Origin of the sequence: Vibrio sp. CCUG 15886, assembly GCF_028570825.1 — a bacterium.
Lineage (GTDB): Bacteria > Pseudomonadota > Gammaproteobacteria > Enterobacterales > Vibrionaceae > Vibrio > Vibrio vulnificus_B.
Genome location: NZ_JAQQBT010000007.1, coordinates 1 through 18,203, shown reverse-complemented (window position 1 = coordinate 18,203; position 18,203 = coordinate 1). Strand labels below are relative to the sequence as shown.

The window sequence follows — 18,203 nt, the reverse complement described above, 5'->3', positions numbered from 1 at the left end:
CCGAATTGCAAAGCTTAGAGTGAACTCTCGCTTTTGTAATGGGTGATGAAATGTTGCAAGGCCGGGCGAGAGACATCACCTTTTCCACGACTTTTGCTGAGCAGATAACTTTCTCTGAATGTTTGAAACCACGCTTGTAGGCAATCTGCGGCCTCTTGCTGCCCAGCTTGCTGCAACACCAATGATGCCACTTCCACTGTCGATAGATGCTGTTCATTCTCTGAGCGGCGCATCAGATATTCCGAGACACGCTCAGGGGAAACAGACAGTACGGGAAGAGACTGTAAAAATTCAGAACGTCGGAAGATTTTTCTCGCTTCACGCCAACTGCCATCGAGAAACACAAACAGCCATTTCACTTTGTCGCCATTCGCTTGGGTTTGCTGACTAACTTTTGCAATATCAATCAGACGTGAAGCATCGTCGACATAGTCTGCGGGAAAGACTATCACTGGTCGATAATTGGCATCATTGAGGAGTGCCAGCATATGGGGATCTGGCTCGGTTCGATTCCATTGATAGACATAGGTTTCTTTTACCGTGTCAGCAATCAGACGCCCAGTATTGCTCGGTTTAAACACTTCGTTGTCCGACACAATCAGCATGCAGGCTACATCGGTCTCTATATTTGGTTGGAACTTGCACAGGCAGTGCGTTTCAACCACTTGGCAATAGACACACCGCTTGATGTTGCAGCCACGAGCGTGAAAAGGTTTTGTTGAGATCGACTGACGGTATTGATATAACCGATGAAAAGCGTGAATGCGCATGAAGTGTATCAATTATAGAAATGGGTGCACGATTTTATCGGCAGTTCTCTCACACGACAAGCTCTCACTGGCTTGTCGTGTCCGTCACCCGTATCAATAACCAGGTAGGGAAATTCCATGAACCAAACCGCCATGACCGATCCGTCTCTTATCCGCATGGGATTTTTTGTTGGAACCTTGCTGCTGTGTTTATTGTGGGAGAATAAACGGCCGCGTAAACCATGGACAGTTTCACGCTCGTTTCGCTGGCTGAACAATCTCTCGCTTGTGCTGCTTAATAGTGTTTTAGTTGCGTTACTGCTTCCTATTGTCGCTTTCCAAGCGGCAATCTTGGCCCAGCAGCATCAATTCGGCCTTTTCCATCTGCTCGGTTTGAGCGACATCGTCAATATCCTATTGTCGGTATTGCTGTTGGATTTCATTATCTATTGCCAGCATTTGCTGTTCCATCGCATAAAACCGCTGTGGCGATTACATCGAATGCACCACGCTGATTTGGATATTGATGTCACGACAGGAACTCGTTTTCATCCAATAGAGATCTTGCTCTCTATGGTGATCAAAATAACGTTTGTCAGCTTACTTGGCGTATCACCTCTCGCGGTGGTGGTGTTTGAAATCATCCTCAATGTAAGTGCGATGTTTAACCACAGTAACGCCAAGCTGCCTTTAACCGTTGATCATTGGTTAAGAAAGTGGATCGTGACTCCAGATATGCACAGAGTGCATCACTCCATTGAAGTGAAGGAAACCCATTCCAATTTTGGCTTCTTCCTGTCTATTTGGGACCGCTGTTTCCATACGTATCGTGAACAACCTAAAGCGGGTCATGAAGGCGTTGTTATTGGCATTCCAGAGATTCGCAATCCTAATGAACAACGGCTCGATAAGATGCTCACCCAGCCGTTTAGAAACCATTTCTGAATCCACTAGAGTACGGTGGAACGTCACGCAAGTTGGTAGCTATGCAGCATCTCTTGTTGTTTGGCGGCAATGCTCGATACTTGGTGCGAACTCTCCACCATCGCTTCCAATTGTGTGCGGGTTTGCTCACCTTGATCAGAGATATGGACAATGGCACGAGTCACATCGACGGTTGCTCTCTGCTGCTCTTGAGTGGCATGGGTAATTTGTTCAACTCTCGCTCGGATCTGTTGTACTACCCGTGCGATATCAGAGAATGCAGACCGAACCTCACCGCTTGAAAGCAGCGCTTGTGACATTCCTTTACGCGAATCTTCAACCGCATGGCGACTCTTATCCGCCGCTAACGTCAGTTCATTGATCATTTCGCTAATATTACTGGTTTGCTTTGAAGTATCACTGGCTAGTTTTCGGACTTCATCGGCAACTACGGCAAAGCCTCTGCCCTGCTCGCCCGCTCTCGCAGCTTCAATCGCCGCATTCAGAGCAAGGAGGTTAGTATTGGCTGCAATACCACTGATCATGTCGACCATCTCGCGTATCGCATCTACACGCAGATCAAGCTCACTCATCGCTTCTTCGTTAACATTGAGCGTCAATTGCAGTGATTCCAATCGTGCTAAACTCTCTTCGACCACATCGACACCATGCGTTGTACTTTGCGCCGCCTCGTTTGCATCATTGCTTGATGCCGACGTCATTTGCGCAATGCTGTCGATGGATGCTTCCAACTGCGCGACGGTAGTCGCAATGGTGGCGAGGGAGTCGTTTTGATTGGCCAAACTTGCACTCGAGTGTTCAGCCGCGTAATGGCTGGTCTCTGCACTTTGATAGAGTGATTCACAATTGTTGGTAACGATACTCAGCGATGATCGTGTCGAGGCGATCACTTGATTGAGTTTCATGCTGATTTCTTTCAGCTCTCTTGGCCCAGCTGACACAATGTCATTTCGGTAGTCGTTATCGGCCATTGCGGACAAACCAGCGAGTGTATTGCGTAAGCCACTGTTGACCCATGCTTGAAAACGAATCCCAGCGATAACAATGACGATAGCAACGACCGCGCTGCCAATCAAAAGCAGTGAGACCAGTCGTTCGATCGTTTGGTGGACAATCTGTTCACTATCGTCGATAAGTGCCATCGAAGAGGTGGAGATGTCATTGAGCAAATTAAGCGTGTTATTGGACAACATGGTCGCTTGTTGGATATCGAACTGCTGAGCTTGTTGGCGCTCTACCCTGGCCATCACTAAAGAAAGCAAGCCATTCACTCTGAAGCCATCCAGCACGATGTTGTATGGCGCAGTGAGACTTGTAAACTCCATGACATCTGGGTGCCAATCTTTAAAGTCGTCAAACGCTAATTCTATACCGGCGATGCGGTTTTTCATTTCTTGGTACTCTTTCTCTGCACCCGCCAGATCACGTTGCATCAGCAACATCAAGAACGTACTTTCCATTGAACTTGCCCCCGCACTAAAGCGGTTAGAAGCATCCTGTGACTCAGGATTGTCGATGGCGAGAAAAGAGCTGATACGTGTCATTTCAGGGCCAATTGAACTTAGCCCATAGCGAAAGGTGGAGATGCTTTTATCAAGATCCTCTTGCTCACTGATCGTCTGCACTTGAGACTCAATGACTCGATAACTCAGTTGTTGAAGGCGACTGGCATTCTCAAGCAAGCTGTTTTTTTCGTCTTTAGTGACAACATGTTCAAATCGCTCACCCATTTCCGTCACTTGAGCGATCAACAAAGCGATGGTGTCGTTAAGCTGTTCAATCCTAGCTCGCGTCGCATCTAGTTCTGTTGCGCTTTCCAAAGTTGAGCTGTAATCGAGTAACTTTATTTGCTCGAGAATACTTTGGGTAAGTTTGGCGTTATTGAGTGCTAAAGGGAGAGCTTGCTCTGATAAGGTGTCAAACTGTACACCGATTTGATTGACACCACGATAACTCGATGACGACAATGCAACAACGAACAGAAGGAAAGTAATGAACAAACCACTGATCATTTGGATCAGCGACAAAGAGTAGCGTTTATTGAAAGACATAGACAAACCAGTAAATCCATTCACAGAAATCAGTATGTGATTGGGGGTGAGTCTATGAGATGGCTGTGACGCTTACGTGACAAATATAAGACAGCGAGATGACAAGTGGCTCAATGTAACCGATTCATTATCATATCCATTTTTGCGTTGCTAAGTGGTTGTAGCCAAAGCCCGAAAGCGCCAGAGACATCAGTAGCACTTTGGGAACAAAACCGAGAGCTAAAAACGTTTTATGGCGAATGGTATGGCACGCCCTATCAGTTTGGTGGGAATACTAAAGAAGGGATTGATTGCTCTGCTTTTGTACAACAAGCGTTTCTCTACGCCTATCAACGAACGCTACCAAGAACGACCTTGGCACAGTTTAATGCTTCCCAACCGATACGTTGGGAAGAGAGGCAACAAGGCGATCTACTATTCTTCAAAACAACGAAATCCGATTATCACGTGGGGATCTATCTCAACCACCAGCAGTTCATGCACGCGTCCACTTCAAAAGGGGTCATCATTTCGAGAACGGATAATCCATATTGGGCGAGTAAGTTTTGGCAAATAAGAAGGGTTACAATGTAACCCTTCTTATGAATACTGCGGACTAAAAACAAATCAGCGAATATTACGGCTTAGTCGTATTTTGCTACAGCGGTATCGAACAGATTTTTTACTAAAGCAATATACTCATCTAAAAAGTTGATCTGTTCATTAGTGGCTTTTTTGAGCCATACCCCTGCCAGAACTTCTCCTAGATCTTCTGCGACTGAATCCGCTTCTTTTAACAGTTTAAAGCGAACGCTAGAATGCAGCTCTGGGTTCTGTTCAAAAATCGCCATGATGTTTGAGGCGATCATGTCTGTCACCACATCTTCAATGGTTTCTGTGCCCGTATCGCCAACGTCAGACGCGAATACATCAAGATTTAAGGCAAGGTGCTCAATAAGAGCTAAGTATCCATCGGTTTCAACAACCACTCTTTTTCTCCGTCTGAATGCTTACTTACTGTGTAAGCTTACATCTTTTTTCTCTCTGTTAATACTAAGCCATGTCGAGAAAATTTCATCCATTTAATCAATTATAATTGCCAGAATTTGACTATATGGCGGACTTTGCACCAAAAGCGAACAAAGATCACTCTTCATGAACGGTCGTTTGGTTCCTGCCCCCTTCTTTTGAGTGATATAACGCACTGTCTGCCGCTTTTAGCCACTCAGTATGAGAGGTGAATTTTGCATCAAACTCGCAGACACCCAAACTGATGGTGTAATTAATCGCAAATTTTTCCACGCAAACAATTTCTTGTTCAATACGTTTTCGTAACCGCTCTGAAAAATAACGCGCCTGATCAGCGCTGGTATGAGGCAGCAAAACCGTAAACTCTTCGCCACCAAATCGACCACACAGATCACTGTTTCTCGCGGTTTTCTTCAGTAAAGATGCGGTCCTACGTATTACCTCATCACCTGCGTGATGCCCATAGGTATCATTGACTTTTTTAAAGTGGTCAATATCAAAAATGACCAAAGAGCTCGGCGTGTCCAAAAACTGCATCCGAGAAAACTCTTCTTTGAGCGATTGCTCCCAAAAGGCGCGGTTAAACAGGCCCGTTAAGCCATCGCGACGGCTGATTTCTGATAGATGGTGGTTGGTTTCTTTCAAATGCGTTTTACTGCGTGCAATTTCAGAAACGTCATTAATTTGAATGGCGACATGGCTAACGTCACCACACAGTGAGCGCAATGGTGTAATGACAATATCCTGATACATGTAGGTACTGCCATTGGAAACGGGTGAAAAGTTATGAAACTTGAATAGATAAGGACGGTTTTCCCAACTCGAGAAAGAGCGAGTTTCCAATATTGCGGCGGTATTAACCTTAGTTTCTAACCAAGTGCGCGGTAAATCAGAAAAAAACTCAAAGAGATTCTTACCCAAGATTGTCTGAGACATAACGCCACTATAGGATTGCATAAAGCTGTTCCAAACACAGACGTTGTAAGAGCGGTCAATCACCACCAGCCCAGAGTCCATAGTATCGAGTATCTGCGTCACCCAGTGAAAATCGGCGATATTTAACGTCAGATCAGAGTTCATAGTGACTCCATAATTTCGTAGATAATACCAACGGAAGGTTTATCAATGAGAAATAACACCTCACATTCGAAATCCAGTGATTCAGCAAAATAGGTGTATTCGACAGTAAAAAGCTCTTGAGACTCTTTTTCGCTGTCTCCTATGGCTGAAAAACTATCGATAATGGCCGGCTGTCGTAACGAAAATTGCTTGTCGAGTTGGCTACCAAGTGAGGTCAAAAAAGACGAAACGAGCAAGTTGGAGACGTTAAGGATGATCTCGTTGTGAGTGGTAAAGTCTTGGTGATAACCCAACTTTTGGCCAATCACATCAATATCGCGTCCCCATAAACAAACCAGCGCCTCGCCATGGATACCACCACCGACAAAACGTTGTGAAACCGCGACGGCACCCTCTCGTTTAATCACGTCCACCATGGTCATATAGAGTTCACCATAGGTCAGCGGACCAACATTCGGTACTGGCAGTTGAATAAACTCGTTAAGGTGATCTGCCATAATGGCGGCCCCTTTGCCAAGTGCAATGTTGGTGAGCTCTTTGAATTTCGAAAATGATGTGAGTTTAGGATCAGCGGAAAGTTCTGGTTTTGAATGTGGGTCGGCGTATTGCAAACCGAATTGGCTAAAGAACGGTTCAATTTCTCTTTTAGAAAACGGTTTAGATACAAACGCGAACGCACCTAACTCAAGACAGCGTTGTTTCGCTTCGGCTTGAACATCTCCTGAAATGACAATGACATCAGTGTGATGTTGGCTGACAGGGAGTGAAGCGAGTAACTCGAATCCATCCATGATTGGCATCGTCAGATCAAGAAACAAAAGATCAATATTTTGTTCCATCATGATCTGCAAAGCTTCGTAGCCATCTCGAGCTTCGATTAGATGAATCGCTCTGTCGCACACAATGGAACGACTGATTGATTTTCTGGCTACTGCCGAATCGTCACAGATTAGGATTTTCATACCACTATTGGAACCAACATCAAAAACTGAATGATACTTGTCGAATAATAAATGCTCTAGTACCGAAGCCACTAAATTAGCGATGACTAAGCGACTCGATTCACAGTTGTGTTAATTCGCGATTCAAAATAATCACAATGTTTGAAAAGTTTGTCAGTTAACCAAATCCGAAATTGAGTTATGAATTAAACTATTAGATGTGCGGTTATCAAAAAGAGAGGACGACTATGTGGCAGGCCATTTCTCAACAGCTTTCTGAAACCTTAATGTTTTCCTACGATATCGTTGAAAAAGTGCATTTGTCTGGTGGCGACATCAATGAATGCTATATGATCAGCGATGGTGAGCAGCGCTATTTCGTTAAGATCAACTCAAAAGACTTTTTAAGCAAGTTCCAAGTTGAAGCCGAAAACCTGCGTTTGCTTCGCCAAACCGACAGCGTCACCCTACCTGAGTTGGTTTTGATTGGTAATACCAAATCCAACGCATTTATCATCCTTAATTTCCTCCCGACAAAGCCCCTTGAAGATCCCGAGAACAGCTATAAATTTGGTCAACAATTGGCTTATCTTCATCTTTGGGGAGAACAGAAAGAGTATGGCTGCGATCAAGACAACTACTTAGGTGCGACTTTGCAACCCAATGCGTGGCATAAGAAGTGGTCTACCTTTTTCTCAGAGCAACGAATAGGCTGGCAATTGCAACTGCTGAAAGAAAAAGGGGTCACATTCGGAGTGATTGATGAGATTGTTGAAGTTGTTGCTCGGCAGTTACTTAACCACAATCCCCGCCCCTCTCTCATTCACGGCGATTTGTGGCATGGTAATGTGGCTTTGTCTGCCTTTGGGCCTATTTGTTATGACCCAGCCTGTTACTGGGGAGATCGAGAATGTGATATTGCGATGACGGAACTTTTTGGTGGATTTAGCGCTGAGTTTTATTGTGGCTACGAAGATATTGCACCACTTCCTTTCGGTTATACTCAGCGCAAAGAGATCTACAATCTTTATCATATTCTCAATCACTGTAACCAATTTGGCGGCCACTATTTAGAGCAGGCACAAAAATCGATCGACAAAATCCTTTCCTACTAACGTTGTTTTTAGATGTGCGTCATGCAATTTTCGACGCACATCACTATCAACTCTAAGAAAGCGTTTCAATATTGAGTTAATAGTCAAGTTTCGTACTTAATTCGGCCCAAATAGCAACTTCTCTGCCTACTATGAAAACGAACACCCAAGCTTGGTATGTCGTGGTATAGGAAGCACTAAACCCAAAGCGTAGCTCCCTAAGTTAGACAGGTTAGACGTAAGGAATAAGATGTATGCGTAACTACACTGAGAAGAAATTTGCGTGCCCACACTGCGGCCACAAAATCGGAATTACTCTAGACGCCAGCAATGGCGACCAGGAGTTTTATGATGATTGCCCTGCATGTTGTCATGCCATTCATTTAAACATGATGGTGGATGAACTGCACGACACCATTAATCTCATCGTCGATGCCGACGACGAACAAGTCTTCTAGTTATATTGGCTGGTGGATTGGTGTCGCTTAAGCAACGACACCTTTAGACATAAGTACACGTTCAACCGTGTCAACAATCGCTTGGGTTTGCGGATCAAACTCGATATTCACGCTTTCCCCAACTTTACGCTGACCAAACAGAGTTCGATTTAATGTTTCTGGAATGAGATGCACATTAAAACGATCTGCTTCGACTTCCCCAATCGTTAACGAGCAACCATCTACGCCTATGTAGCCTTTCGCCAATATGTATTTCATCGCATCATCGTAAGGCAGTTTGAACCAAATGGTGCGGTTATTTGGTGTGTCGATGATTTGATCGATCGTTGCCGTAGTACTGATGTGGCCCGACATTGAGTGACCACCAATTTCATCCCCAAACTTTGCCGCTCTCTCAATGTTGACTCGATCGCCAACACGAAGCGTTCCTAAGTTGGTTAACTTGAGTGTTGCTTGCATTAAATCAAAGCTGACAAGATCATCTGCTATCTTTGTCACCGTCAGACAACATCCATTGTGTGCCACTGAAGCACCAATGGCCAAGCCACTAAGCATCTCACCACATAAGCGAATGGTATGAGTTTGAAATGACTCTTTTGCCTCAATGATAACGACCTCTGCCGTACCTTGTACTATGCCTGTAAACATCTAAGTTACCTTCTTTTCTGTAGCCTGAAATATGAGATTCCATTATTATCACGGTGGAATATGCCTTAAGCGCCAAGCACCGTCGGATTTCCATACTGCCCCCTTAGTTTAGGTTGTGCAACTACTGTTTTTTAGCGCCTCATAAACCACTTTTGTGGTCTTTGCCGATCGAAAACGTCCCAACGTGCCTCGCACTCTTAGCATATTATCTTTTTCTTAAACAATGGAGTTAACGTGCATCGCTATAAAAAAGAAGCTTCTAGTTTGATTAAGCTCGCCACACCAGTTTTGATTGCATCTGTTGCTCAAACCGGTATGGGTTTTGTGGACACCGTGATGGCGGGTGGCGTCAGTGCAACGGACATGGCTGCAGTTTCTGTCGCAGCAAGTATCTGGCTGCCTTCTATTTTGTTTGGTATTGGGCTATTGATGGCACTGGTCCCTGTTGTCGCTCAGCTCAATGGAGCAGGCAAAAGAGAGCAAGTCCCTTTTGAAATTCAACAAGGCACGGTTATGGCCCTATTGATCAGTATCCCGATCATTGGCGTATTGTTTCAAACTCAGTGGATACTCGGTTACATGAATGTCGATGCGGTAATGGCGACCAAAACCATTGGTTATATACACGCTGTGATGTTTGCCGTACCTGCTTTTCTATTGTTTCAAACACTGCGCAGTTTGACTGATGGTTTGTCTTTAACAAAACCTGCCATGGTGATCGGTTTCATTGGCTTATTATTGAATATTCCACTGAACTGGATGTTCGTTTACGGTAAATTGGGTGCGCCAGCCCTTGGTGGTGTAGGTTGTGGCGTCGCCACAGCCATAGTGTATTGGATTATGTTTTTGTTGCTACTGCTTTATGTGACAACGTCACAGAAACTAAGGCAGGTTCAATTGTTTACTACGTTTCATCCACCACAGCTAAATGCGCAAGTTAAGCTATTTAAACTTGGCTTTCCGGTCGCTGCCGCACTTTTCTTCGAGGTGACTCTGTTTGCGGTCGTCGCTTTGTTGGTTGCGCCATTGGGTTCTACTGTCGTTGCAGCACACCAAGTTGCCATTAACTTTTCTTCATTGGTGTTCATGTTACCTATGAGTATTGGCGCAGCAACCAGTATCCGTGTTGGGCATATGCTTGGTGAAAAATCGACAGAAGGCGCACGCATTGCTTCTCATGTCGGTATCTTAGTTGGTCTTTCAACTGCAGTGTTTACCGCTTTACTGACGGTTATTCTGAGAGAGCAAATCGCTCTCCTCTATACCGATAACCGAGTGGTTATCACCTTAGCGATGCAGTTGTTGATCTTTGCCGCTATTTATCAATGTACCGATGCGATACAAGTTATCGCGGCTGGTGCGCTACGTGGTTATAAAGACATGCGAGCGATCTTCAACCGAACATTTATCGCCTATTGGTTACTTGGTCTACCTACTGGTTATGTTCTTGGTCTTACCGATTGGATTGTTGAACCAATGGGTGCACAAGGCTTCTGGATAGGATTCATCGTCGGCTTATCTTCTGCGGCCGTTATGTTGGGGGTTCGTCTACACTGGCTTCACCGCCAAAATGATGAAATTCAGTTGAATTATGAAGCAAGATAATTACTAGCCCTCGCTTTCAGTCGACAAGATTGAATAAACCAACAAAATAAAGCGCGACTTTTCTATTCTATCGCGCTTTTTAATTCCAAGATTTTAGACTCTTAAATGCCACAGTCTTCTGGCCTAATATTATAGTCGTTAATACGTTCTTGGTTTTTGTCCAAATAGAGATAGTTAATACTATAGCCCAGCTCAAAAAGCATTCTTAACTGTTCATTTGAACAGGTAGTGGGTTTGATGTCGACGTCAAAGAATTCATTCAAAACCTCGACATCAATGTCCAGTTTTGAGTGTTCAATCAGCGATAAGTGCAAATTGTACCCTTTGCTCTCATGATTCACCGAGATCTTATCCAGTTGAGTGTATTCGTCCAGCATCATTGGCAAAGTTTTGTTTCTTTCCACCACCGATCTATCGATAGCACGATCTTTTGCGGTAACGTAACTTGCCAAAAAACTAGCACCAAAGAAAACCACAGCCCCAACGATTATTCCAAGCAGTCCGAACCAAACTTTACTTCTCTTTATTAACATAGCCCCCGTACTGAACAGTGCAATATAGCAAGCCACTATTCCTAAGAGCGAAGATAAGTTTGGTAATTTTCCATTCATTGCAGGGAGGTAGATTGCGCTCGTCTGACCGATAACCACTACACAAAATATCAACACAACGACCTTTAGAATAAATGCGCTTTTAGGTGTTTTCTCATTAAATGCTGTATCCATGTTTTCCCTACTCCACTAACAATGACGAATTAGCCACTTGTATTGAGGCCATGATTTGTTTGCCAACCGGTAACCATTGTTCAGACTGCTCTACCGTTGTATTAAACGCGACAAACAAAAGCCTATTGTCTATGGATGTTGCATAAATGATGTTGTGAATTTGAGTATCTATGGCCGGAGTGATCAACTCCATGATGATAAACTCTTGACCGTTTAGGGGACTGACTTCATCTCTGAACCAAGTCGCTGAGGGATACCTATTCTTAAACATATTCGAGATGACACCATGTGCTTCTCTGATTTGATTAGGCGAAAGAACATTTTGAGTATGATTAAACGCAAGAGTCACACCACCTGTCGAATCACTCAACACATCAGTGGGTCGGTTGGAATTTGGAAACTTAATTTCAATCAACTCTTTGGGCATTGTTTGCAACTCTGTTGGCACCTGAATAACCAACTTACCTGCTAATACCTGTTTTGCTTCTAGTTCTTGAGCACCAACTCCAGTGCTCATTGCCAAGATACAAAGCGTAATAAAGCAATATGACACAGCCATTTGCTTGTAATTCCTCACCATGCTAGTCACTTCTCATTCCTTATATCGGTTAACTGCCGGTAATTAACCCTATTTGCGTAGGCATTTCTAATAAAAGCGAAGAAAACACAGTTGCATATGATGCTTTTTAGAAAAAACTTGAATAAGGAATGCACAAACTTGAAATTTGTCTAATATTTGCAACAACCCATTCGCAATCGAGGACTCGATTCAAGTAGGAAGTGCGGCAGATCTGAAATCATCGCCGCAAATGTAAGCTCGGTAAAGTGCTCCCTAATTTGTTCAAACAGGCTCGACAAAGAATAGTAGAGATATCTGGTGATAGTGTGTATGACACAAAGTTGTGCTCCGAAGCGATTCTCATTAAACGAGCCAAACAGTAAATTCCACCAAGATAAGGGACAACTTTTAGGGAACATGGTCATCCTCGTAATTTAGCTGTCGATCACCAGCAGCTATATGGTGCAAATAATTATAGGAAAAATAAGTATGGCCACCATACACGTTCGATTTCAGAGGCGATGATGTTCTGTCAGATTAAGAAATGACAACGGCCAAGTTGGCTAGAATTACTCCATGCTCAAAACATTGGATGGGCTTACAAGGCTAGGTATATCTGAAACGAAGCTAATCACCTTACAACTAGCCATGCTAGGCGCGTTTTTAATTGAACTCGAATTTAGAAACAAAGCCGCAGTAAGCACCAATTAAAGGATATGAAACTTTACGCAATCCGTCTCTTAATTGCGACATTTTTTATATGGCCTTTCGTTGATTTTGCTCTGATAATGTCGAACAGAAGAATTTTACATCCAACTAAATTAACAAATTCATCAATTACAAATGATGACCAATATGTTTTATAACGTGAGTTAAAACGCTGCGGTTATATTTATTGGTGGAATTATTTACATCCTATCATGAGCTATATGAAACGTAGATGTGATCACTTTTCTATTAGGATTGAGATATCTCGGGTAATTTTATGGATATTAATTAACACGGAAATTGCGTATTTGCTTCTATCATTGGTTGAAAACTGACAAAGGCAACAAATGCTCAACATAAAAAGGACTTTATATTTACATGTATGAACTTGCCATCATAATAAAAATATTTCTTGTTTTTAGCTTAATCAATACACTATTCAATAGTAGTAGTGATAAAGAAGCAGCCTTAAAAGAGCGTCGGACTAAGTTGCTAAGTGTGAAGCGTGATGCAAACCTTTCTGAAGAAGAGCGTTCCGCCCTCTCAGAGTTATATGGCTTTGATGTCGGATATTCTGAGGTTTATTACATCACTGAACCTTTTGAGGTGCATGTAATTCCAGATGATGAGGGAAAAACGAAATTCCTCGCTTTGGCAGATTATCCGGTAGCAATATCCGATAAAGCGATATACTTCCTTGATACTAAGGATCAACTTGCTGAAGTCGTTGTGGTTGCCGAGACAATTCTAGTCCTTCGTCTTAACGATTACTATATTGTCGATGAAATCAATAATACTCTTGCAAGTGCGCCATCACTCTTCTCTAAGGGAGCGGAAGCATATGCGCCAAGCACAACACAACCTGTAGAGCAATGTATGGGGCCAGCAACGCACACTGTCCCTCAAACCGTGTTAAAGTCTGAACGACCCGCCACCCAAACAGAAGTTTTGTATCTATCACCTCCCTTTTACAATTTTTCCGTACCGCTAATTATAGTAGTGGCTACGAGTATTTTTGCGTACATCAGCAAGATTGATATTGCCATTGAACCTGTATGGGTTGCTCCAGTAGTTCTGCTTACGGTAACTGTTATTGCACTACTGATACTTTTTTTAAAGACAAAGCCAAAATATGAACCTAGCAATATAGTGATAACGCGATATTTCGGCAAAATAGAGTCTTTAGATAGCTCTGATCGAAAAACTTGGCTGACATTCACTGAACCAAACGGGAAAACAAAAAAGGCTTGGATGCCAAGCCATTGGCAAAATACGGTGAGTATTAATAAAAATGTATACTTTGAAATTGAACAGAATCAATCGACCGTTGTGCGAATAGGTTTAAACGAAATTTCAGAACGCGATTTTGCGAAAAGAAAACCACAATATCTTACTGCTGCGGTGGGATTACTCTGCGCTAGTTTAATCATCGCTTTCAACACAAAATTGGAATGGCGCGATGCCGCTTTTACCATGCTTAAAAATAGCGCATCCTATCAAATTAACACCTTTCAAGATTGGGCATCGAGCGATTTAAAAGTTGGCGATCATTTATTAATCAATCGACCCCGTTTGTGTTTAGATAGCTTTTCAAAAGATAATGCGCTTCTCTATTGCAACGTATTTAAATATGCGTTGACGGATGAAGACTTTCAAGTGGTTCCTAATACTGAGTTGGTCGAAGAGTATAAAGATTTTATCAGCAATGAGCCAGATTATACCCCCGACGTTTCAGAAGGAGACTACATGTTGATGATGCTGGCTTTTGAAGTAAAAAAGTCGTATTCAGTCGATAATTTAGTCATGTATAGGCGAAGTGAGTTAGCGATATTTACTGTAAAGAGCTTAATGGAAATCGCTAATCATTTAGCGAAATACTGCCCAACTGATGCAAAGAGTGAGGGTGTTAAAACGGATAATACATTAGTTACAGGAAGCTCAACTAGAAGTACAGATTCATTGGCTGCAGATTGTTCAGCGTTCAAACAAGAGTTTTCAGTATTATGGCGAGAGGCAACAAAAAGCCACTGTAGCGACAACTGTTGGGACGAAGCATTACAAGGTGGCGAGTTTGCGAATGAAAAGTTACTTAAAAATAGTGATAGCCTTAAAAATTATCAAGGTAAATTACATAACCTGAGAAGTACAATATGGCGAAACAATCATGCTTCATTGAAGTTACCAACCCCAAAGCAAAACATTCTTTCTATTCAGTGGATGGGTCCAACGAGTGCTGATTTGCAAGAAATAGCCATAATGAGAGCAAATCCAGATCCTGTCCATGACGATGTTAAAATAGAGACATTGAATAGGTTAATCCAAATGCAGGCTGAAGTTGCTTATCAACGCGTTGATGCAACTATCTTGAAGGCAGTGAATAACGACGAAGGGCAACTTACGCTCATTTTGGCTCCCCGCATCAGCTCTAACCAAGCGATGGAGACAGTCATCAATCATGCATTTATGGCATTGTTTGGTCTAACGATGTTGCTCCTACTCATTATGTATTGGCTTAGTAGCAGACCCCATAACAAGGGGCGAGTTAAATCGGAAAATGCCTGGATTAGCTAGCTGTAGTAATCCAGACTTAACCTGGCAGTCCTTCATATCTCTTGATATGAATCATATTGCTCAAGTGGTATGCCCATATTTATGACACGCTTTGATGTTATTAACGCACCTCCCATGTAACATTGCTGTACGGCACGACAGGCACAGTATTAGGATCAGGAGTAAAATCCATGTTCACTAAAGTTGTCGGTATAGATTTTTAACCGCACCAGCAGCTTGGACATTGAGTTAAATGAATACAATCACTAATATTGGGCAACGAGAACAAGAGTTTGCCGTTGAGTTAGCAAAGCTCAAAAGTCAGTAGGCGGAGCAAGCACAAGACCTCAAAATCGTAAAAGGCCGTCATCTACTTCGCGAAAAATCTAAGTTAATTGCTATGAATTGATTCTCGAACACCTGCTGAGTTTTAGCATTATCTGGATTGCTATAGTGTTCAGAGTTTTTCGGAGTGGATTTTGTTTCTGGATTAGGCATCGCCACAAGGCCATCCAACGCGAGGCAAATCGCCAAGAACTTGATATCAAGGTCAAGGAGACGTTTGACAGCAGCAAAGGCCGAGATGGTGCGAGGCGCATTCAAAAAGAACTGGCTGAGAATGGTAATAGTCATAATGTTAAAACCATTGCAGCAAGTATGTAAACCAACTTTCCGCAAGCCACTTTCACCACAAAACTCAATGCAAACCCAAAATGCCACGCGGCATGAATCCCTCTTAAACGCCTTGTTATGTGCTTAACCCAGCTTTCTCACCCAACCCTCAAATTCTCTTTCTGGTAAAACTAAAAATCTAAGACTGCCACACTTTTTACATTGCCAGCACGCGAGAGCAGCCCATTAGCCTGACCGCATCGTCATGCAATAAAACACCCAAACAGTCAAACTAGTACTATTTTTTTGTAAACACTCCATCACATATTACTTTCATGCCAAAACCACAGACCACTCCATAGCCTGCAATTTGAGAAACCTTTGCTTGATTTTCAGTAAACTCTATATCAATTATGCAAGCTTCATCATCAAAGCGAGCTTTATTATAACGGACAGTATTGTTGTTTAACTTTAAAAGTGTTCTTTTAACCATTCCTGAGTTGAAATTTGGCCTTCCATTTTGGCAATTCATTGATATAAAAACACTACTTTGGTCCTTTCTTTCAACAACAAGCGTGGAATAAACACCATCTTCAATGTATTGCTTGTATGTACCATTTATTTCTATTGAACTAAAACTAGGACAGCTAATAAAAATTAAGCAAACAGCCATTATGAATCGAAACATCTGCACCCCTACTTATTTAAAATGACATAAGAAGAAATTGAAAATTAGAATCATGTAAACCGGAACCATATATTAAGTATTGGTGTACCCCACAAAAAGTAGACAGTACATAACTACAGACTTTCGTACTCAACCGGGCTGACATGCCCCAACGCTGAGTGTCTTCTTCTGCGATTGTAAAATACCTCGATGTATTCGAAGACTCCCATTCGGGCTTCTTAGACAGTTTGGTAGTCTTCTGCGTATATCAACTCGACTTTCAGTCGACTGTAGAATGACTCCATCACTGCATTATCCCAACAGTTACCCTGTCGACTCATGCTCGGTACACCTCCATGCTTACGCATGAAGTCTTGATATTTATATGCTCTGTATTGTACACCACGGTCCGAATGGATAATGACACCCTTAGGCGGCTTACGTAACTCAAATGCCATTTTTAGAGCATTCGTGATGAGCTCGACGGTCATTATTGTCCCTAGCGACCAACCCACGATGCGCCTTGAATGCAGGTCCATCACTGTTGCCAAGAAGAGCCAACGGCTCTTCACCCAGATATACGTGATGTCCGTGACCCACTTCTGATTTGGCATCTCAGACTCAAAGTCTCTTCGCAGTAAATTGTCAGCAACATTCGTCATCGCAGCCACATCCTTGCTGTACTTAAACCCTTTACCATTACGTGCCCTGATACCTTTTTCCTTCATGGTATCAGCCACATAGTTCACGCAGCAGGCATGGCCTGCTTCGTTGAGCTCTTCTGCTATTCGCACTGAACCGTAATGTGCCCGATATTGGGCAAAGGTACACATGACAAGCTGTTCAAAGCGCTCTCGCCGCTTTGAACGTTCACTCGGCGTATGACGACACCACTTGTAGTAGCCACCTCGACTCACTTCTAAAGTACGACACATTAAGCTGATCGAGTACTCGCCGGTATAGCTTTCAATGAACTCGTACTTCACTCTTGCTGCTTCGCGAAGTACGCCGAGACCTTTTTTAGGAATTCCATTTCATCTTTGAGTCGCTTGTTCTCGCACCTTAGCGCTCGAAGCTCTTTAGACTCATTCTTCGAATAATCGACACCGTCTAAAGTGTTAAACTGTTTATCAGATAGGCGTGTGAACTGTTCCGGATCTGCTGGGCACTGATGCCCAGCTCCTTGGCAACGGAAACTGCTGTTCGGCCAGGAAGACTGGCCAAGCGAACTGCTTCTTTGCGGAACTCTTCGGTGTACGCTGGATTACGATGTTTAGCCATAAATCACCTCTCAATTAGACCCTAGATCTAACTTAGTAAAGTGTCTACTAAACGTGGGGTACTCGGACACATAACGCCGCGTTAAGGGGTGAATGCCGCATAAACCAGCTTTCCGCAGACCACTTTCAACACCAAAAACCACCGCATACCAAAAATGCCACGCGGCATGAATCCCACTTAAACGCCTTGTTATATTTAGGGCTCATAGCGGAAGTGACCCGTAATTTTGAAGTCAAACAACATATCCTCAAGCACTGGACCTGAACCAATATTGTGAACTATTAGAGGCCGTTTCCCATCCTGAGACAAGTCGTTCGTTACGATACCGATATGAGGCAAATTACCTGGGAGCATCCATGTCACGATGTCACCAGCTTTGTAAGCCAAACCTTCATCACTAATCGTTAAACTTTGGCCATGTCGTTTGAAGAAAATCTGTAAATTTGGCACTCGACGATGGTCTATGTTGCGATCCGGTTTTGACAAACCCCAAATTCTGTTTGAGGGATACAGTGAAAAGTT

The 18,203-nt window shown here is 43.1% G+C and carries 17 protein-coding genes and 2 pseudogenes; 7 read left to right on the top strand and 12 right to left on the bottom strand.

Annotation, left to right across the window (positions count from 1 at the left end):
• Positions 1-14: 14 nt before the first annotated feature.
• Entirely contained in the window at positions 15-770 is a 756-nt protein-coding gene (locus tag PQQ36_RS14010; RefSeq protein ID WP_011080419.1) for a tRNA-uridine aminocarboxypropyltransferase, read from the bottom strand.
• A 117-nt stretch (positions 771-887) separates the two neighbouring features.
• Here PQQ36_RS14010 and PQQ36_RS14005 point away from each other — a divergent pair, with 117 nt between their 5' ends.
• On the top strand, positions 888-1,694 hold the full coding sequence (locus PQQ36_RS14005) for a sterol desaturase family protein (RefSeq protein WP_039553755.1): 807 nt from the start codon (positions 888-890) through the stop codon (positions 1,692-1,694).
• 23 nt (positions 1,695-1,717) lie between these two features.
• On the opposite strand, the gene PQQ36_RS14000 is transcribed toward PQQ36_RS14005, so the two are convergent.
• Positions 1,718-3,745, bottom strand: coding sequence for a methyl-accepting chemotaxis protein (locus PQQ36_RS14000; protein ID WP_273661722.1), 2,028 nt, complete (start codon positions 3,743-3,745; stop codon positions 1,718-1,720).
• A 105-nt stretch (positions 3,746-3,850) separates the two neighbouring features.
• Here PQQ36_RS14000 and PQQ36_RS13995 point away from each other — a divergent pair, with 105 nt between their 5' ends.
• The gene (locus PQQ36_RS13995) at positions 3,851-4,318 is read left to right on the top strand and encodes a C40 family peptidase (protein WP_273661721.1); all 468 of its coding nucleotides are present in this window, start codon (positions 3,851-3,853) and stop codon (positions 4,316-4,318) included.
• 50 nt (positions 4,319-4,368) lie between these two features.
• On the opposite strand, the gene PQQ36_RS13990 is transcribed toward PQQ36_RS13995, so the two are convergent.
• The 3 genes from PQQ36_RS13990 to PQQ36_RS13980 all read right to left on the bottom strand — a co-directional run bounded on the left by PQQ36_RS13990 (position 4,369) and on the right by PQQ36_RS13980 (position 6,795).
• Entirely contained in the window at positions 4,369-4,713 is a 345-nt protein-coding gene (locus tag PQQ36_RS13990; protein WP_011080415.1) for a DUF3802 family protein, read from the bottom strand.
• 157 nt (positions 4,714-4,870) lie between these two features.
• Positions 4,871-5,833 (bottom strand): diguanylate cyclase, encoded by a 963-nt coding sequence (locus tag PQQ36_RS13985; RefSeq protein WP_013571748.1) that lies wholly within the window; start codon positions 5,831-5,833, stop codon positions 4,871-4,873.
• Positions 5,830-6,795 (bottom strand): response regulator, encoded by a 966-nt coding sequence (locus PQQ36_RS13980; RefSeq protein ID WP_011080413.1) that lies wholly within the window; start codon positions 6,793-6,795, stop codon positions 5,830-5,832. The genes PQQ36_RS13985 and PQQ36_RS13980 overlap by 4 nt, the downstream gene beginning before the upstream one ends.
• A 227-nt stretch (positions 6,796-7,022) precedes the next feature.
• Between PQQ36_RS13980 and PQQ36_RS13975 the strand changes: the two genes are divergently transcribed.
• Both PQQ36_RS13975 and PQQ36_RS13970 read left to right on the top strand, forming a co-directional pair.
• Positions 7,023-7,889, top strand: coding sequence for a fructosamine kinase family protein (locus tag PQQ36_RS13975; protein WP_026130772.1), 867 nt, complete (start codon positions 7,023-7,025; stop codon positions 7,887-7,889).
• A gap of 233 nt (positions 7,890-8,122) precedes the next feature.
• Positions 8,123-8,326: a CPXCG motif-containing cysteine-rich protein gene (locus PQQ36_RS13970; protein ID WP_011080411.1), complete on the top strand. Its 204-nt coding sequence runs from the start codon at positions 8,123-8,125 to the stop codon at positions 8,324-8,326.
• Between the two features lie 27 nt (positions 8,327-8,353).
• On the opposite strand, the gene PQQ36_RS13965 is transcribed toward PQQ36_RS13970, so the two are convergent.
• Positions 8,354-8,974, bottom strand: coding sequence for a riboflavin synthase (locus PQQ36_RS13965; RefSeq protein WP_011150315.1), 621 nt, complete (start codon positions 8,972-8,974; stop codon positions 8,354-8,356).
• A 234-nt stretch (positions 8,975-9,208) separates the two neighbouring features.
• Here PQQ36_RS13965 and PQQ36_RS13960 point away from each other — a divergent pair, with 234 nt between their 5' ends.
• Positions 9,209-10,579, top strand: coding sequence for an MATE family efflux transporter (locus PQQ36_RS13960; protein WP_273661716.1), 1,371 nt, complete (start codon positions 9,209-9,211; stop codon positions 10,577-10,579).
• A 101-nt stretch (positions 10,580-10,680) separates the two neighbouring features.
• Here PQQ36_RS13960 and PQQ36_RS13955 read toward each other — a convergent pair whose 3' ends face one another.
• Both PQQ36_RS13955 and PQQ36_RS13950 read right to left on the bottom strand, forming a co-directional pair.
• On the bottom strand, positions 10,681-11,304 hold the full coding sequence (locus PQQ36_RS13955; RefSeq protein WP_017790551.1) for a TrbC/VirB2 family protein: 624 nt from the start codon (positions 11,302-11,304) through the stop codon (positions 10,681-10,683).
• Positions 11,305-11,311: 7 nt separating this feature from the next.
• A complete protein-coding gene (locus PQQ36_RS13950; protein ID WP_223370867.1) occupies positions 11,312-11,884 on the bottom strand; it encodes a hypothetical protein in 573 nt (190 codons plus the stop codon).
• A 1,065-nt stretch (positions 11,885-12,949) separates the two neighbouring features.
• On the opposite strand from PQQ36_RS13950, the gene PQQ36_RS13945 reads away from it, so the two are divergent.
• Entirely contained in the window at positions 12,950-15,142 is a 2,193-nt protein-coding gene (locus PQQ36_RS13945; protein ID WP_225470844.1) for a hypothetical protein, read from the top strand.
• A gap of 244 nt (positions 15,143-15,386) precedes the next feature.
• A pseudogene (locus PQQ36_RS13940) lies at positions 15,387-15,781 on the top strand (transposase); the annotation flags it as partial.
• A 250-nt stretch (positions 15,782-16,031) separates the two neighbouring features.
• On the opposite strand, the gene PQQ36_RS13930 reads toward PQQ36_RS13940, so the two are convergent.
• From PQQ36_RS13930 to PQQ36_RS13920, 4 genes and pseudogenes are all read right to left on the bottom strand, one after another.
• Positions 16,032-16,421 (bottom strand): hypothetical protein, encoded by a 390-nt coding sequence (locus PQQ36_RS13930; protein ID WP_039553776.1) that lies wholly within the window; start codon positions 16,419-16,421, stop codon positions 16,032-16,034.
• A gap of 113 nt (positions 16,422-16,534) precedes the next feature.
• Positions 16,535-17,428: pseudogene (locus tag PQQ36_RS13925) on the bottom strand (IS3 family transposase).
• Between the two features lie 82 nt (positions 17,429-17,510).
• Positions 17,511-17,681, bottom strand: coding sequence for a transposase (locus tag PQQ36_RS22770; protein WP_080726339.1), 171 nt, complete (start codon positions 17,679-17,681; stop codon positions 17,511-17,513).
• A gap of 195 nt (positions 17,682-17,876) precedes the next feature.
• The coding region (locus tag PQQ36_RS13920) for a DUF1287 domain-containing protein (RefSeq protein ID WP_273661713.1) at positions 17,877-18,203 on the bottom strand (327 nt) is incomplete at its 5' end.

Excerpts from the sequence above, each read along its gene's own strand:
- PQQ36_RS14010 (WP_011080419.1), bottom strand. The coding sequence starts at position 770 with ATGCGCATTCACGCTTTTCATCGGTTATATCAATACCGTCAGTCGATC.
- PQQ36_RS14005 (WP_039553755.1), top strand. The coding sequence starts at position 888 with ATGAACCAAACCGCCATGACCGATCCGTCTCTTATCCGCATGGGATTT.
- PQQ36_RS14000 (WP_273661722.1), bottom strand. The coding sequence starts at position 3,745 with ATGTCTTTCAATAAACGCTACTCTTTGTCGCTGATCCAAATGATCAGT.
- PQQ36_RS13985 (WP_013571748.1), bottom strand. The coding sequence starts at position 5,833 with ATGAACTCTGATCTGACGTTAAATATCGCCGATTTTCACTGGGTGACG.
- PQQ36_RS13980 (WP_011080413.1), bottom strand. The coding sequence starts at position 6,795 with ATGAAAATCCTAATCTGTGACGATTCGGCAGTAGCCAGAAAATCAATC.
- PQQ36_RS13975 (WP_026130772.1), top strand. The coding sequence starts at position 7,023 with ATGTGGCAGGCCATTTCTCAACAGCTTTCTGAAACCTTAATGTTTTCC.
- PQQ36_RS13970 (WP_011080411.1), top strand. The coding sequence starts at position 8,123 with ATGCGTAACTACACTGAGAAGAAATTTGCGTGCCCACACTGCGGCCAC.
- PQQ36_RS13965 (WP_011150315.1), bottom strand. The coding sequence starts at position 8,974 with ATGTTTACAGGCATAGTACAAGGTACGGCAGAGGTCGTTATCATTGAG.
- PQQ36_RS13955 (WP_017790551.1), bottom strand. The coding sequence starts at position 11,304 with ATGGATACAGCATTTAATGAGAAAACACCTAAAAGCGCATTTATTCTA.
- PQQ36_RS13950 (WP_223370867.1), bottom strand. The coding sequence starts at position 11,884 with ATGGTGAGGAATTACAAGCAAATGGCTGTGTCATATTGCTTTATTACG.
- PQQ36_RS13945 (WP_225470844.1), top strand. The coding sequence starts at position 12,950 with ATGTATGAACTTGCCATCATAATAAAAATATTTCTTGTTTTTAGCTTA.
- PQQ36_RS13930 (WP_039553776.1), bottom strand. The coding sequence starts at position 16,421 with ATGTTTCGATTCATAATGGCTGTTTGCTTAATTTTTATTAGCTGTCCT.
- PQQ36_RS22770 (WP_080726339.1), bottom strand. The coding sequence starts at position 17,681 with ATGGCTAAACATCGTAATCCAGCGTACACCGAAGAGTTCCGCAAAGAA.